General features: G+C 40.4%; 15 protein-coding genes and 1 pseudogene. 10 read left to right on the top strand and 6 right to left on the bottom strand.

The window, feature by feature from the left end:
• Window positions 1-283 precede the first annotated feature (283 nt).
• Window positions 284-1,120 (top strand): DUF5718 family protein, encoded by an 837-nt coding sequence (locus CFY87_RS10815; protein WP_094947730.1) that lies wholly within the window; start codon window positions 284-286, stop codon window positions 1,118-1,120.
• A gap of 149 nt (window positions 1,121-1,269) precedes the next feature.
• Here CFY87_RS10815 and CFY87_RS10810 read toward each other — a convergent pair whose 3' ends face one another.
• Window positions 1,270-2,079, bottom strand: a complete 810-nt coding sequence (locus CFY87_RS10810) for an OmpA family protein (protein WP_094947724.1) — start codon at window positions 2,077-2,079, stop codon at window positions 1,270-1,272.
• A 253-nt stretch (window positions 2,080-2,332) separates the two neighbouring features.
• The gene (sohB, locus tag CFY87_RS10805; protein ID WP_094947721.1) at window positions 2,333-3,391 is read right to left on the bottom strand and encodes a protease SohB; all 1,059 of its coding nucleotides are present in this window, start codon (window positions 3,389-3,391) and stop codon (window positions 2,333-2,335) included.
• A 255-nt stretch (window positions 3,392-3,646) separates the two neighbouring features.
• Between sohB and CFY87_RS10800 the strand changes: the two genes are divergently transcribed.
• The 9 genes and pseudogenes from CFY87_RS10800 to CFY87_RS10760 all read left to right on the top strand — a co-directional run.
• Entirely contained in the window at window positions 3,647-4,237 is a 591-nt protein-coding gene (locus tag CFY87_RS10800) for an FMN-dependent NADH-azoreductase (RefSeq protein ID WP_094947718.1), read from the top strand.
• Window positions 4,238-4,408: 171 nt separating this feature from the next.
• Window positions 4,409-5,992 (top strand): anthranilate synthase component I, encoded by a 1,584-nt coding sequence (trpE, locus tag CFY87_RS10795; protein WP_094947715.1) that lies wholly within the window; start codon window positions 4,409-4,411, stop codon window positions 5,990-5,992.
• On the top strand, window positions 5,967-6,554 hold the full coding sequence (locus CFY87_RS10790) for an aminodeoxychorismate/anthranilate synthase component II (RefSeq protein WP_094947711.1): 588 nt from the start codon (window positions 5,967-5,969) through the stop codon (window positions 6,552-6,554). Before trpE ends, CFY87_RS10790 begins: the two co-directional genes overlap by 26 nt.
• Before the next feature lie 46 nt (window positions 6,555-6,600).
• Window positions 6,601-7,602, top strand: coding sequence for an anthranilate phosphoribosyltransferase (gene trpD / locus CFY87_RS10785; protein ID WP_094947708.1), 1,002 nt, complete (start codon window positions 6,601-6,603; stop codon window positions 7,600-7,602).
• Window positions 7,603-7,611: 9 nt separating this feature from the next.
• Window positions 7,612-9,021: a bifunctional indole-3-glycerol-phosphate synthase TrpC/phosphoribosylanthranilate isomerase TrpF gene (gene trpCF / locus CFY87_RS10780; protein WP_094947705.1), complete on the top strand. Its 1,410-nt coding sequence runs from the start codon at window positions 7,612-7,614 to the stop codon at window positions 9,019-9,021.
• Window positions 9,022-9,211: 190 nt separating this feature from the next.
• A complete protein-coding gene (gene trpB / locus CFY87_RS10775; protein WP_094947702.1) occupies window positions 9,212-10,408 on the top strand; it encodes a tryptophan synthase subunit beta in 1,197 nt (398 codons plus the stop codon).
• Window positions 10,408-11,226: a tryptophan synthase subunit alpha gene (gene trpA / locus CFY87_RS10770; protein WP_094947699.1), complete on the top strand. Its 819-nt coding sequence runs from the start codon at window positions 10,408-10,410 to the stop codon at window positions 11,224-11,226. Before trpB ends, trpA begins: the two co-directional genes overlap by 1 nt.
• 138 nt (window positions 11,227-11,364) lie before the next feature.
• On the top strand, window positions 11,365-12,030 hold the full coding sequence (can, locus tag CFY87_RS10765) for a carbonate dehydratase (RefSeq protein ID WP_094947696.1): 666 nt from the start codon (window positions 11,365-11,367) through the stop codon (window positions 12,028-12,030).
• Between the two features lie 132 nt (window positions 12,031-12,162).
• A pseudogene (locus CFY87_RS10760) lies at window positions 12,163-12,469 on the top strand (transposase); the annotation flags it as partial.
• 140 nt (window positions 12,470-12,609) lie between these two features.
• Here CFY87_RS10760 and CFY87_RS12745 read toward each other — a convergent pair.
• The 4 genes from CFY87_RS12745 to CFY87_RS11745 form a co-directional block, all read right to left on the bottom strand.
• The gene (locus tag CFY87_RS12745; protein WP_158216629.1) at window positions 12,610-12,753 is read right to left on the bottom strand and encodes a hypothetical protein; all 144 of its coding nucleotides are present in this window, start codon (window positions 12,751-12,753) and stop codon (window positions 12,610-12,612) included.
• A 193-nt stretch (window positions 12,754-12,946) separates the two neighbouring features.
• Window positions 12,947-13,117: a POTRA domain-containing protein gene (locus CFY87_RS12370; RefSeq protein ID WP_236757422.1), complete on the bottom strand. Its 171-nt coding sequence runs from the start codon at window positions 13,115-13,117 to the stop codon at window positions 12,947-12,949.
• A gap of 56 nt (window positions 13,118-13,173) precedes the next feature.
• Window positions 13,174-13,452 (bottom strand): hypothetical protein, encoded by a 279-nt coding sequence (locus CFY87_RS10745; RefSeq protein ID WP_094947689.1) that lies wholly within the window; start codon window positions 13,450-13,452, stop codon window positions 13,174-13,176.
• Window positions 13,453-13,614: 162 nt separating this feature from the next.
• Window positions 13,615-13,833: a hypothetical protein gene (locus CFY87_RS11745; RefSeq protein ID WP_158216628.1), complete on the bottom strand. Its 219-nt coding sequence runs from the start codon at window positions 13,831-13,833 to the stop codon at window positions 13,615-13,617.
• Window positions 13,834-14,124 lie beyond the last annotated feature (291 nt).

Raw genomic sequence — 14,124 nt, 5'->3', positions numbered from 1 at the left:
ATTTATTTCTTTTAAACAAAGTCAATCAACAAGTGCCCACACAGATTGTCTGATATATTGTTAAAGAACAAAAAACGACGCGAGGTGTTTTTCTTATTTCCTTACAACGTCGCGTCGTTGTGGGTGCGTATTATAGGCATCTGAAATTTCTTTGCAAGTCTTTTTTGTAAAAATTTTTACTTTTATTTTTGATTGTTTAGAAAACAAACAAATAGCAATTGAGTTATCCTTTATTTCACGTTAAAGTGCGGTTACTTTTCATAAAAAAATAAAGGAGATACTCATGAATAATTTTGAAAATGTTATTGGTTTCGGCGTGGCAGGCAATTTTGCCGGACATTTAGAGCAAGCCGGCGAGGCAGCGGACTTTGTTAATGTAAAAACCGAAGAGGCAATTCAACCAAAAGCCATTTTTCCTTTTTATGTGCCAAGTGATAAATTGAATTCCCCTTACCAATTCCTTTCTATTTATCCGATTTCCGCCAATACTATTGCATTTCCTCAAGACGCTGATAACTTACAAATTGAACCCGAAATCGCATTACTTTGCGACATTCAATACTCTGGGCAAAAAGTGACCGCACTTTTACCACGAGCTTTCGCCGCCTATAATGACTGTTCGATTCGACGCCCCGGTGCAAACAAAATTTGTGAGAAAAAAAACTGGGGCGCATCTTCTAAAGGTGTTGCCAATACCTTTATCCCTCTTTCTTCTTTTGAGCATGGGAGTGAAATTGATCAATATCGAATTGCCTGTTTCCATAAACGCAATGACCTCCTAAATCACTATGGTGTCGATAGTCCAGCGCTGGGTTATAGCTATTTCCACCAAAAATTGCTGACCTGGATTGTAGATAAAATGAATAATCAGTCAGATGAAGGACCAATGAACAATATTGCAGAATTGCTTCAACAAGCAAATTATCCACAAAAAGCCATCATTGGTATCGGTGCTACGCGTTATACGGAATTTGGCGAGACGCACTTTTTGCAGCCGGGTGATACCAGTATCGTCGTGGTATATAATGGTTCTCAATATAATGCAGAGCAAATTGTGGAAATGGCAAACCGGGAAATTTTTGCCCCGAATATTTCAGCGCTAGTGCAAAAAGTCATTTAATTTTAGCCAAACAAAAAAGCCAAACTCTTGATCCTTCCCACTAAAAGGACTGAGTCCGATACAATATCGAAAACCGTCCTTTGAATAACAGTCTCACTTTTTGGGATCAGATCACTCTATGAATTTGGCTTTTATTTTATTTCGTTATCTTATTTTTGATAAAGTGGGGCAGGTCCTGTTTTTCCCGCTTTGTTTTCGACGTTTAATACAGTACCTGACGCGCTGATTTCCACACGACGATTTGGATGTAAACAATCACGTAATGCTTGACCACTTTCGCTATCACAAGCTTTTACTTGGTGCGCTTTACCATAACCGATAGTTAAAATATCAGCCTCAACACCCTGTTGTAATAAACGTGCTTTTACGCGTTCTGCACGACGTTGAGAAAGATCCAAGTTATATTCTACTGAACCTAAACGGTCGGTATAACCTGCAACTTTAACCGATTTCGCACCAGAAGTTTTTAGTTGATTTGCCACATTATCAACCACATCCGCACCTTCAACCGTTAAAGTATCTTTATCGAAATCAAATAAAAAATCGGCATTTATATTGAAAGTCGAGTAACCATTACAACCGTTTGGATACCAATAAAAATTTTGTGCATTCATGTTTTTATCAAATAAGATTTTATATTGGCAAATTTTATGTACACCATCTTCACGGTAATTAAAAGCGTAATCCCATTCGCGCACGCCATATAAACCTTCAGAAAAATGCGGACGACCCAATAAATAATAAATTTGATCTTTATTCATACCACGTTCAACCATACGCACGTTATCCCAGTTTGGCCATGAACCAAATTGGCTACCATCATGGTTATATTGTGATTCGTCGATTTTTGGCCAGACCAAATTGTCTGATGTTCCTTCGTCTGTAACTTTACTTAAGTTTCCACAGGCAGCAAGTGTCGTTGCTGCCATAGCAGATAATAGAAGATGCGATAATTTCATTTGTTTACCTGTTTTGTTTGAGTTAATCACTTTGATACTTATTCAAAAACCACTGCGAAACCTTAGACGCTTAAAATTTCGCTCAATTAGTTCACCGTGAATTGTTGTGCCTAAGACCATAAACATAAAATAGCCAAGACTTAGTTCACAATACCACAGGGGAAATATAGTAATTGGAAACCTGATAAAAGTAAATCTTTTCCCCAAGAAATTGCATAACTTTACATAATAAAAGCCGCTATGTAAAAATAAATTACAATAAAATTCGTTGATTTCTTTTTAGCCAAGTCAACAATACATTATCCGCACTTTCTTCCGCTTGTTTTCCCAATTTTTGTAATAACGATTTTTTTGTCATATATTTTACCGAAAGCACTAATTTATCCTTGATTGCGTCCAAAATAACATCATCACTAGTTTGCAACTTATCCACCAAATTTAACGCTAACGCCTGTTGCCCAAACCAATGTTCGCCGGTAGCAATTTTTTCAATATCCAAGTGCGGCCGATTTTGCACCACAAATTGTTTAAATAATTGATGGGTTTCCTCCAACTCTTGTCGGAATTTTTCCTTTCCTTTTTCCGTATTTTCACCCAACACCGTCATCGTGCGTTTATATTCCCCCGCCGTCATCACATCCACATCAATATCATGCTTTTTCAACAAACGATGTACATTCGGAATTTGCGCGACAACCCCAACGGAACCAATAATAGCAAAAGGGGCGGCAATAATTTTATCTGCCACACACGCCATCATATAGCCTCCGCTCGCGGCAACTTTATCCACTGCTATCGTCAATTTAATTTGATGCGTTTTTAAGCGATCCAATTGCGATGCCGCCAAACCGTAACCATGCACCACACCACCGGGACTTTCCAAACGCAACAATACTTCATCTTCCGGTTTTGCCACTGCAATAATCGCACTGATTTCTTCGCGAAGTGCGGTCGTCTCTGACGCTGAAATATCACCTTTAAAATCCAACACATAAAGATGCGGTTTACGCTCGGAGCCAACATTTTCGCCTTTTTTCCGTTTCGTCTTTTCCGTTTTTGCTTTGTACTTTTCTTCTTTTTTCCGTGCTTTTTCTTGCTGCTTTATTTCCTCTTCCGATAAATAAAAATCGGCTAATTTTTTGCGATTATTTTCATATTCCTGCGATAAATCCTTGATAACTAATTCACCGCTCTGTGCCGGATTACGACGCTTAAGACTAATAGTCGTCAATATAACCGCCACAACAACCGAAATCAGAGTTAAAATTTTCAAAATAAACAATCCGTATCCTACTAACAAATCAGACCACATTATCTTTTCCTATCCTATAATAAATAAAAACTAATCGCAGCTATCATAAACGATCCGGCTAAAAGTGCAATGCACTTAATATATTCATCCTCATATTTTCAGTCAATAATAACCTACCTCAAAAGCAGTACTTCATTTTATTAATAATCAGTAAAAAACTCATTTTACAATTCGGCGGTTTATTTCTCATCAAATGAAATTTATAATAACCGCACTTTCAAGCAAAACCTGTTAACTTTAGTAAGGAAATATAAAATGAGTAATATATTAGTATTAAAATCCAGTATTCTTGCAGGAAACTCACAAAGCAACCAACTTTCAGACTATCTAGTATCTAAATTACAAGGCGCGAATGTTGTAGTACGCGATCTTGCCGCTAACCCGCTTCCACATTTCGACGGTGTTGCCACCAATGCACTACGCGGTCAACCAAGCACAGAACAAGACAAAGCGCTTTTAGCCTTATCTGACGAATTAGTGGCTGAATTAAAAAATGCGGATACCGTTGTTATCAATGCACCAATGTATAACTTCGGCATTCCTACTCAATTAAAAAGCTATATTGATTTTATCGCACGTCCACGCCTCACTTTCCAATATAGCGCCAATGGTCCGGAAGGCTTAATAAAAAATACGAAAGCGATCGTTATCGCTTCATTCGGCGGTATGCACCAAGGTCAAACAACTGATTTAATTACCGGTTATTTAAAAACGTTCTTAGGTTTCATTGGTATTACTGATGTTCAATTCGTTTACGCAGAAGGTATCGGTCTTGGTGCGGAAGCCATTGAAAAAGCACAAGCGAAAGCGAAAGATCAACTTAACGAATTAGCAAAAACCATTTAGTTTATATTTTTCTCCTTTTGTTGAAGAAATCACTCCAAGGACACAAGTAGGTGTCCTTTTTTCTTCTCTTTTTTCAACGAAAATTTCACCAAAACAGCCGATATATCACTTGACAAAATCATCTTGCACTAGTTTAATAGTACGATATGATTTTTATACAAGGATTTTACTATGTCGTCCCCTTTTATCCGAACAGAAACGCAATCCGTCCCGTATCACAATGACCCAACCGCCATTTTTGCGACCATTTGCCAAGCGCAAAAAAATACATTGTTATTGGAATCAGCGGAGATCCACAGCAAAAACAGCTTAAAAAGTTTATTGCTCATCAATGCGGCACTCAAAATCTCTTGCTTGGCGCAAACAGTTACCTTTGATGCTTTAACTGCCAATGGCACCGCCATATTACCACTTATTCAAGAACAATTGAGTGCTATTAGCCAATTAACTAAACGTACAGAAAATCAACTCATGGTTGAATTCTCTGCTCCACAACAACATCTTGATGAAGACAGAAAATTACAAGCGGCAACCATTTTTGACGGATTACGCTGCATCACCTCATTATACCGACACAGCAGTACGCCCGTTTTCCTCGGTGGATTATTTGCCTATGATTTAGTGACCAATTTTATCCCAATGGAAAATATTGAATTAAAACAAGACGGTTTAAACTGCCCTGATTATGTGTTTTATTTGGCGGAAAACTTATTGATTATCGATCACCAAGCCCAACTATCCACACTGCAAACTTTCTGTTTTAACGCAAGCACACAAGCCGAATTAACCCAAAGTGCGGTCAAAATTGGCGAAAAATTACAAAAAATTGAACCGCACTTACAGATTAAAGCCGCCTCCACCGAAGTCGGTACAAACCTTGAAGACGATAAATTCAAAGACATTATTCGCGCCTTAAAGCACCATATTAACCTTGGTGATGTTTTCCAAATTGTCCCATCCCGACGTTTTTTCTTGGCTTGTCCAAATACCTTGGCAACCTATCGTCAACTAAAACACAACAATCCGAGCCCTTATATGTTCTTTATGCAAGATGAGGAATTCACCTTATTCGGTGCGTCGCCAGAAAGTGCATTGAAATACTCTGCCGCAAACCGACAATTAGAAATTTACCCGATTGCCGGCTCTCGCCCACGCGGTTTTGACAAACAAGGCAATATTGATCCCGATTTGGATGCTCGTCTTGAGCTTGAATTGCGTTTGGATAAAAAAGAATTGGCCGAACATTTGATGCTTGTGGATTTAGCACGTAATGATGTCGCTCGTGTCTGCCAAAGCGGTACCCGCCAAGTAAAAGAATTAATGCAAATTGATCGCTACTCTCACATTATGCACCTCGTTTCCCGCGTCGTCGGCACCTTGCGCCCTGAACTGGACGCGTTACATGCCTACCAAGCCTGTATGAACATGGGAACCTTAACCGGCGCGCCAAAAATTAAAGCCATGCAATTAATTTATCAATTTGAGCAACAAAAACGCCACAGCTATGGCGGTGCGGTCGGCTATTTAGGGTCCGACGGAAATTTTGATACTTGTATCGTAATCCGCTCCGCTTTTGTGCAAAATGGCATAGCGTATATTCAAGCCGGCTGCGGCGAAGTCTTGGACTCCGACCCGCAAATGGAAGCAGATGAAACTCGCCACAAAGCCAGCGCGGTCATCAACGCCATTATCCAAACCAACCGCCAACCTCAGTCGCAAGGAGTACATCATGGCAACAATTTTATTTTTAGATAATTTTGACTCGTTTACTTACAACTTAGTCGATCAATTTCGCACCCTCGGGCATCAAGTACAGATTTACCGTAATGACTGCAATTTGGAAATATTGGAACACGCCGCGTTAGCACAACCCAATACCTTATTAGCTCTTTCGCCAGGGCCGGGAACGCCGGCTCAAGCGGGTAATTTATTGCCGCTCATCCGGCGTTTAAAAGGTAAAATCGCCATTTTAGGTATTTGTTTGGGTCACCAAGCCATTATCGAAGCCTTTGGCGGTAAAGTGGTACACGCCGGCGAAGTATTACACGGAAAACTCTCCAATATTCAACATGATGAGCAAGCCATGTTTGCCAATTTAGCCAATCCACTGCCCGTAGCGCGCTATCACTCGTTAATGGGGGTGGATTTACCACCGGAATTTATCATCAACGCGCAATACAACAATATTATTATGGCAATTCGCCACCGCATGTTGCCGATTTGCAGTTTCCAATTTCACCCCGAAAGCATTCTCACCGTGCAAGGATCGCAATTATTGGCGCAAAGTATTGATTGGTTATTAGAAAAACAAGCATAATTTCACTCGGAATTTTAACAAATTAACAACAATTTAAGGATAACATATGCAAACTGAACACATCATCAATCGCCTTTTTGACAGACAACCACTTACCCGCGCAGAAAGTGCGGTCTTATTTGGCGATATTATTCAAGGAAAATTATCCAACGAGCAACTGTCCGGCGTATTAATTGCGCTAAAAATGCGCGGTGAAACACCGGAAGAAATTAGCGGCGCAGTCTCCGCTTTATTAGAAGCGGCACAACCTTTCCCAACGCCGGATTACGCCTTTGCCGATATTGTTGGAACCGGCGGCGACGGCGCCAATACGATTAATATTTCTACCGCCTCCGCCCTTGTCGGAGCAGCTTGCGGGATCAAAGTAGCAAAACATGGTAACCGCAGTGTTTCCAGCAAAACCGGCGCCAGCGATTTATTAACCGGTTTAGGAATCAACATCACCATGGCTCCTGCCCAAGCGCGCAAAGCCTTAGATGAAGTCAATTTCTGTTTTCTGTTTGCGCCACATTACCACCTGGGATTTAAACATGCGGTACCCGTGCGACAAGCTCTTAAAACACGCACCATTTTTAATATCTTAGGTCCGTTAATCAACCCTGCGCATGCAAAACGTCAATTTCTCGGTGTTTACTCCATCCCATTATTAAAAACCTACGCGGAAACTATTACGCAATTAAATCATGAACATACCATTGTGGTACATGGCTCCGGTTTGGATGAAATTGCCGTTCATGGCAGTACCGAAGTGGCGGAAATTCGCGGTAAAGATATCGAATATTATCGCCTCACGCCACAAGACTTCGGTTTTAAAGAACACCCATTGGAAAGTTTGCGCGGTGGTGAACCGGCAGAAAATGCCAAAATTTTGACCGCACTTTTGCAAGGCAAAGGCAAAGAGGCACATAATCAAGCGATCGCCATGAATACCGCTATGCTGCTAAAATTATTCGGTCATGATAACTTAAAAGAAAATTCAGAACGCGCCTTGGACGTGCTTCATTCCGGCAACGCATTTGATTTATTACAAAAATTTACACAGTATTAGAACATCATTATGAATATTAACTTAAACAACAAACCGACAATTTTGCAACAAATTGTATTGGATAAAATCGAATGGATAAAACAAAAACAGACGGCATTTCCGCTTGAACAATTTCAACAAAAGATTACAAAATCCGACCGCACTTTTTATGAAGCCTTGGCACAAGGCACTCATCAGCGTCCGACATTTATTTTAGAATGTAAAAAAGCCTCTCCATCAAAGGGCTTAATTCGTCAAGAATTCAATTTGGCAGAAATTGCTAATGTATATCGTCATTACGCCTGCGCGATTTCCGTATTGACCGACGAAAAATATTTCCAAGGCGATTTTTCTTTCATACAACAAGTACGCGATATCGTTCATCAACCGGTTTTATGCAAAGATTTTATGATCAGCGAATATCAAGTCTATTTGGCACGTTATTATCAAGCGGATGCCATTTTGCTGATGTTATCTGTGGTGGACGACGACACTTATCGTACGCTCTCCACCCTTGCTCATAAACTTGGTATGGGAGTATTAACCGAAACATCAAATCAGCAAGAATTGGAGCGTGCCATTGCACTGGGCGCTAAAGTGATCGGCATTAACAATCGCGATCTGCACGATTTATCGGTTGATCTCGGCAGAACGCCGCCTCTTGCCCGCCAAATTCCCGCTGATCGTATCATTATCAGCGAATCCGGCATTTATACCCACAACCAAGTGCAACAACTGAAATCCGATGTTAACGGATTTTTGATCGGCAGCAGCTTAATGGGCAGCACGGATTTAAACAACGCAGTACGATCCGTAATTTTCGGTGAAAACAAAGTATGCGGTTTAACCCGTCCGCAAGATGTACAAGCGGTTTATGCACAAGGCGTGCTTTATGGCGGATTGATTTTTGCTGAAAAATCGCCGCGTTGTTTGTCCTTACGCCAAGCGCAAGAATTGGTCACCCAAGCCCCACTGCGTTTTGTCGGTGTGTTTCAAAATCAAGATAAGGATCTGATCATCAACCTTGCCAAACAATTAGCGCTATTTGCTGTGCAATTACATGGCACAGAAACTACCGAATTTATAACCGCACTTCGTCAAGATCTGCCACCACATTGCCAAATTTGGAAAGCTATATCTATTGATATCTCGCAAAGTGCGGTGGATTTTCAGCCGATTTCGGCAGTGGATCGCTATGTGCTGGACAGCAAAATCGGTAATCAACAAGGCGGTACCGGCGCGACTTTTGATTGGTCGAAAATTCCGGCACAATACAAAGATAACATCATGTTAGCCGGCGGCATTAATCCGCAAAATATTGAGTTAGCCCTTGAGCAACAATGTCTGGGAGTGGATTTGAATTCCGGTGTAGAAAGTGCGACGGGGATCAAAGATAACGCTAAGCTGGCGCAGGCTTTTCAGCACATTTTAGATAAATAAATAATGAAAAGTTGAGCGACTATTTTTTCTTTTCAACTTCATTCTAAAAACACTTAAGGCGAAAGGGTTTTCGCCTTTTTTTACCATTTTAAGCTGAACATGAAAATCCTAAAAAGTTATAAAAAAACACTACACAATTATGTACTAGTGTAGTAGTATGGCATCAATAAAAATACAATGGAGAAAACTTATGTCAGAGACGATTTTAAACCCTTATTTTGGAGAGTTTGGCGGTATGTACGTTCCGGAAATTCTGGTTCCGGTCTTGCAAGAATTGGAAAAAGCGTTCGTAGAAGCACAACAAGATCCGCAATTCCGGCAAGAATTTCAAGATTTATTAAAAAACTACGCCGGGCGCCCGACAGCATTAACCTTGTGTCGCAATTTGACCACAGGCACTAAAACGAAATTATATTTAAAACGCGAAGATTTATTACATGGCGGTGCACATAAAACCAACCAAGTATTAGGACAAATTTTACTTGCCAAACGTATGGGCAAAACTCGTATTATCGCAGAAACCGGAGCCGGACAACATGGTGTGGCGACAGCGTTAGCTTGTGCCATGTTGGATATGCCTTGTAAAATTTATATGGGTGCGAAAGATGTTGAGCGCCAATCGCCTAATGTGTTTCGTATGCGCTTAATGGGTGCTGAAGTCGTATCGGTGGAAAAAGGATCTTGCTCATTGAAAGACGCCTGTTGTGAAGCCATGCGCGATTGGTCGGCAAACTATGAAAATACCCACTATTTACTGGGTACCGCAGCAGGTCCACACCCGTTTCCAACTATTGTGCGTGAATTCCAGAAAATGATTGGCGAAGAAACTAAACATCAAATTCTGGAAAAAGAGGGACGCTTGCCGGATGCGGTGATCGCGGCAGTTGGTGGTGGATCAAATGCTATCGGGATGTTTGCCGATTTTATCGAGGAAAAATCTGTACGCTTAATCGGCATTGAACCAGCCGGGAAAGGCATTGAAACCGGAGAACATGGCGCCCCATTGCGTCATGGCAAAGTAGGCATTTATTTCGGCATGAAATCGCCGATTATGCAAACGGAAGACGGTCAAATCGAAGAATCCTACAGCGTTTCCGCCGGACTGGACTTCCCTTCCGTCGGTCCACAACACGCCTATTTACATTCTATCGGACGTGCCGAATATGAAAGCATCACTGATGATGAAGCGCTGGATGCCTTCCAATCCTTAGCACAACATGAAGGCATTATTCCCGCACTGGAAAGTTCGCACGCGTTGGCGCACGCCTTGAAATTAATTAAACAAAATCCGGATAAAGAACAGTTACTCGTCGTCAATTTATCCGGTCGGGGAGATAAAGATATTTTCACCGTAGATAAACTATTAACTGCAAAGGGGAAAATCTAATGTCTTATCAAACCACACGTTTTGCTGATTTATTTACACAACTTGCCACAAAAAAACAAGGCGGGTTCGTTCCATTCGTCACCCTTGGCGATCCGAGCTTTGATCGCTCTTTTGAAATTATTTGTACCTTGGTAGAAAATGGCGCCGATGCCTTAGAATTAGGCTTTCCGTTTTCCGATCCGCTACTTGATGGAGCGGTGATCCAAGCGGCAAACAATCGTGCCTTACAAGCAGGTTGCAGCACGGAAGAAAGTTTCCAATTACTACAAAAAGTGCGGTCAAAATATCCGCAAATTCCAATTAGCTTGTTGCTTTGCGCCAATTTGGTGTATGCACAAACCTTGGATAAATTTTATCAACGCTGTGCTGATGTGGGCGTGGATGCAGTATTAATTGCTGATATTCCGTTGCTTGCCGCCGAGCCTTATATTCAAGCCGCGCAAAAATACGACATTCAGCCGGTCTTTATTTGCCCTCCGAATGCGGATGCACGTACCGTACAAGGCGTTGCTAAACATACCCAAGGCTATACCTATTTAGTCTCGCGCGCCGGTGTCACCAGTGCAGAGAATCAACAACATTCAGCCAATTTGGATAATTTGATCAAGCAATTAAAAGCCCATCATTCAGCGCCGATTTTACAAGGTTTCGGAATTGCCACACCACAACAAGTCAAAGAAGCCATTGCTTTAGGCGCAGCAGGTGCAATTTCCGGATCGGCAACGGTAAAAATTATCGAGAAAAACTTAGATAATCACGCTCATTGTCTCGCCGATTTAGCGCAATTTGTACAAGCCATGAAAGCGGCGACTCGCTAAAAATCTTCTTGGGGAAATGCGCTCATCCTTGGTTGATGTCGGCGTATTTCCCCACACTGATTGGAGCAGTTTTACTTTTACCCCTTCTGCATTCTGCGTTATACTTAACTGTTTCGATAAAACAGGAGTTTAGCAGTAATGAAAAGAATCGAACAGCTTTTTGCCAACAACTACACTTGGGCAACGCGCATGAAAGAAGAAAACTCGGATTATTTTCGCGAGTTAGCCGATCACCAAACCCCAAGTTACTTATGGATCGGTTGCTCCGACAGTCGTGTTCCGGCGGAAAAATTAACTAATCTCGGTCCGGGCGAATTATTTGTCCATCGCAACGTGGCAAACCAAGTTATTCACACCGATTTAAACTGTTTATCCGTGGTTCAATATGCGGTTGATGTATTAAATATTGAGCATATTATCATTTGTGGGCATACCAATTGCGGCGGAATTAAAGCAGCCATGGCAAATCAAGATCTCGGATTAATCAACAATTGGTTATTACATTTACGCGATATTTGGTATAAACACAGTCATTTATTAGGCAATGTACCGGCGGAAAAACGTGCCGATATGCTGACCAAAATTAATGTAGCGGAGCAAGTTTATAACTTAGGGCGTTCTTCTATCATCACTTCTGCTTGGAAAAGTGGGAAAACCTTATCTTTGCACGGTTGGGTTTATGATGTTAACGACGGTTATTTAATCGATCAGGGCGTTATCGCTACCAGTTGTGAAACCTTAGAAATCTCCTATCGTAACGCTATTGCCCGCCTTTTAAAATTAAGTGAAGAAGAGCTCAACTAAGTGGGTTTATAGGCATTTACTCAAATAAAAAAGCACGAAGAAACAAATCGTTACGCGGTACAAAAAAAAGAGCCTATCCCACAAATTGTGTAAATACCTGTTTCTGAGATAATATATCAGACACAGGTATTTCTTGACGGTCATAAAGAGCTTCTTGGGCTTTGGATAACTGACAATGAAGGGACGAAGTTCCGAGCAAATGTTTTAACCGAGCTTCAAAATTGAGGCTTGAAAGACATTTTTATCGCCTGTGTGGATGACTTAAAAGGCTTTCCCGAGGCAATCAATGCAGTTTATCCTCAAACGAAGATTCAGCTTTGCATTGTGCATTTTACGGAACAGCCTGAAATATGTCTCGTGGAAAGATTACAAGGCGGTAACGGCAGATTTAAAGCAGGTTTATCAAACTCCAACAGAGGCTCAAGCGCGAGAAAATCTGACCGCCAAACAGCATATTCACACGTTAGAGCAAGCTCTGCTCGCATTTTCAGCCCCTGAAGAATAAAAAGTCAGCACAATAACGATTTATGGCTATCGTCCAAGTGAATTTATTGCAAAGGTATTTAAACGTTTCCCAAATCAATGGCTATCGGCTAAAGAAATTATATTCGATACAATCGTTTGTGTTTTTCCATAGCTATCAATGATTTCCACATAAACTGTTAAGTCATATAGGTTATGGTAGTGTGCTTGAACTTGTTGATAGCTTATTTGTCCTATCAACTCATTTTTTGAGTAAACTTTATCGCCAATTTTAATCTACTATACTTAGTACAATATCAGTAATAGTTGTTAAAAATCCTCAGCAAATCTCCCGAGTCAAAGGTTAACGCCGTCCAACTTTGCCAACGGTTAAATTTGGGCGACTGACTACTATCATTCACCAAAATGTGGCGCACCTTTCCCGGCACCACCATCAAATTAAGTTCACCATTGGTAAGATTTTTTCCGGCACAACCACGCGTGTCGTTACATAACCTTTTTCTATTATTTTATTTTGAATAGTTTTAACTAAAACATTAATTCCATCTGTACAGTCGTGGGAGGAAGGCACACAGGGGGATAGGTTTTTTTTTTTTTTTTGCATAACTTCGTATAGCATACATTATACGAAGTTATACGATTTATTTTGAATAGTTTTAACTAAAACATTAATTCCATCTGTACTAATACATAAAGGTAATTTATTTTTAAATCTTTTACTGATTTATTTAATTCTAAAGAAAATTGACTGAGAGAAAAATTATTATCAGTGGAATAATCTAATAAAGAAATTTTATAAATATTAAAACAAGGGTTTTCATTTTGAGGGAATAGTGCGGTTGGTTCTTGAGAAGTTTCAAAACGAACATCTGATTGATTTTTTAAGGTGTTCTTCCTGTGCGGATTGTTGTTGGGTTTGGCGTTGTTGTTGATTTGCATCTATTTAATTTAGACGAGAAAAAGTCTTTTTTTGGTTATTAGCAAGAGAAGATGTGGAAATAAGAGCAGCGCAAGCAACAATTAAATAAGGTTTCATGTTTCTGAATACGTTGTTTTGATTGAGGGAATTCTAATTTTGCATAGAAGAAATGTCAAATCATCCTAAATATAGCTAAAGGACAATTGAACCGTTCTGCTGCCTTGTTGTAGATAAGAAATCCAAATTCTTACCGAGTGATCTTGCAAGGATCCGGTTTGTTCTATGGAGGGGTAATTATCTGATAACTCTTGAATAAATCGACTGACAACCGTTCTTGCTTTACTTGGTAAGGAACGAAAGCTATCAATAAGTACGCAATCTTGTTTATCTAAAGCCTCCAAATTGAAAAGCGAGCTATATTGTTTTTTTATGTATTCAAAAAATCCCTCAAGCAACTGATCAACGTCCCGTTCTGAATGATGTTGTTCGGCTCATTCTTGATAAAGCTCCTCTTCCCATAGTTCAGATGAGGGTACAATGCTGATGCTTGGATAAGGGAATATATTGAGGTATATCGTCGAATACTCGGAATGAGCGTTCTAAAATTAGTAGGGCAAGAATATTGGTTTACAAGCCATCAAATACAAAACAACCCCACTATTTTTTATTGATTGTAAAAATAATGGGGTTTG

The sequence above is a fragment of the Actinobacillus seminis genome (assembly GCF_002263215.1).
GTDB classification, from domain to species: Bacteria; Pseudomonadota; Gammaproteobacteria; order Enterobacterales; family Pasteurellaceae; genus Actinobacillus_B; species Actinobacillus_B seminis.
The sequence above is the reverse complement of the archived record's forward strand: the minus strand, read 5'-3'. Positions and strand labels throughout refer to the sequence as shown.

Coding starts and splice junctions, on each gene's coding strand:
- CFY87_RS10815 (WP_094947730.1), top strand. CDS start 284: ATGAATAATTTTGAAAATGTTATTGGTTTCGGCGTGGCAGGCAATTTT.
- CFY87_RS10810 (WP_094947724.1), bottom strand. CDS start 2,079: ATGAAATTATCGCATCTTCTATTATCTGCTATGGCAGCAACGACACTT.
- sohB (WP_094947721.1), bottom strand. CDS start 3,391: ATGTGGTCTGATTTGTTAGTAGGATACGGATTGTTTATTTTGAAAATT.
- CFY87_RS10800 (WP_094947718.1), top strand. CDS start 3,647: ATGAGTAATATATTAGTATTAAAATCCAGTATTCTTGCAGGAAACTCA.
- trpE (WP_094947715.1), top strand. CDS start 4,409: ATGTCGTCCCCTTTTATCCGAACAGAAACGCAATCCGTCCCGTATCAC.
- CFY87_RS10790 (WP_094947711.1), top strand. CDS start 5,967: ATGGCAACAATTTTATTTTTAGATAATTTTGACTCGTTTACTTACAAC.
- trpD (WP_094947708.1), top strand. CDS start 6,601: ATGCAAACTGAACACATCATCAATCGCCTTTTTGACAGACAACCACTT.
- trpCF (WP_094947705.1), top strand. CDS start 7,612: ATGAATATTAACTTAAACAACAAACCGACAATTTTGCAACAAATTGTA.
- trpB (WP_094947702.1), top strand. CDS start 9,212: ATGTCAGAGACGATTTTAAACCCTTATTTTGGAGAGTTTGGCGGTATG.
- trpA (WP_094947699.1), top strand. CDS start 10,408: ATGTCTTATCAAACCACACGTTTTGCTGATTTATTTACACAACTTGCC.
- can (WP_094947696.1), top strand. CDS start 11,365: ATGAAAAGAATCGAACAGCTTTTTGCCAACAACTACACTTGGGCAACG.
- CFY87_RS12370 (WP_236757422.1), bottom strand. CDS start 13,117: ATGCAAAAAAAAAAAAAAAACCTATCCCCCTGTGTGCCTTCCTCCCAC.
- CFY87_RS10745 (WP_094947689.1), bottom strand. CDS start 13,452: ATGCAAATCAACAACAACGCCAAACCCAACAACAATCCGCACAGGAAG.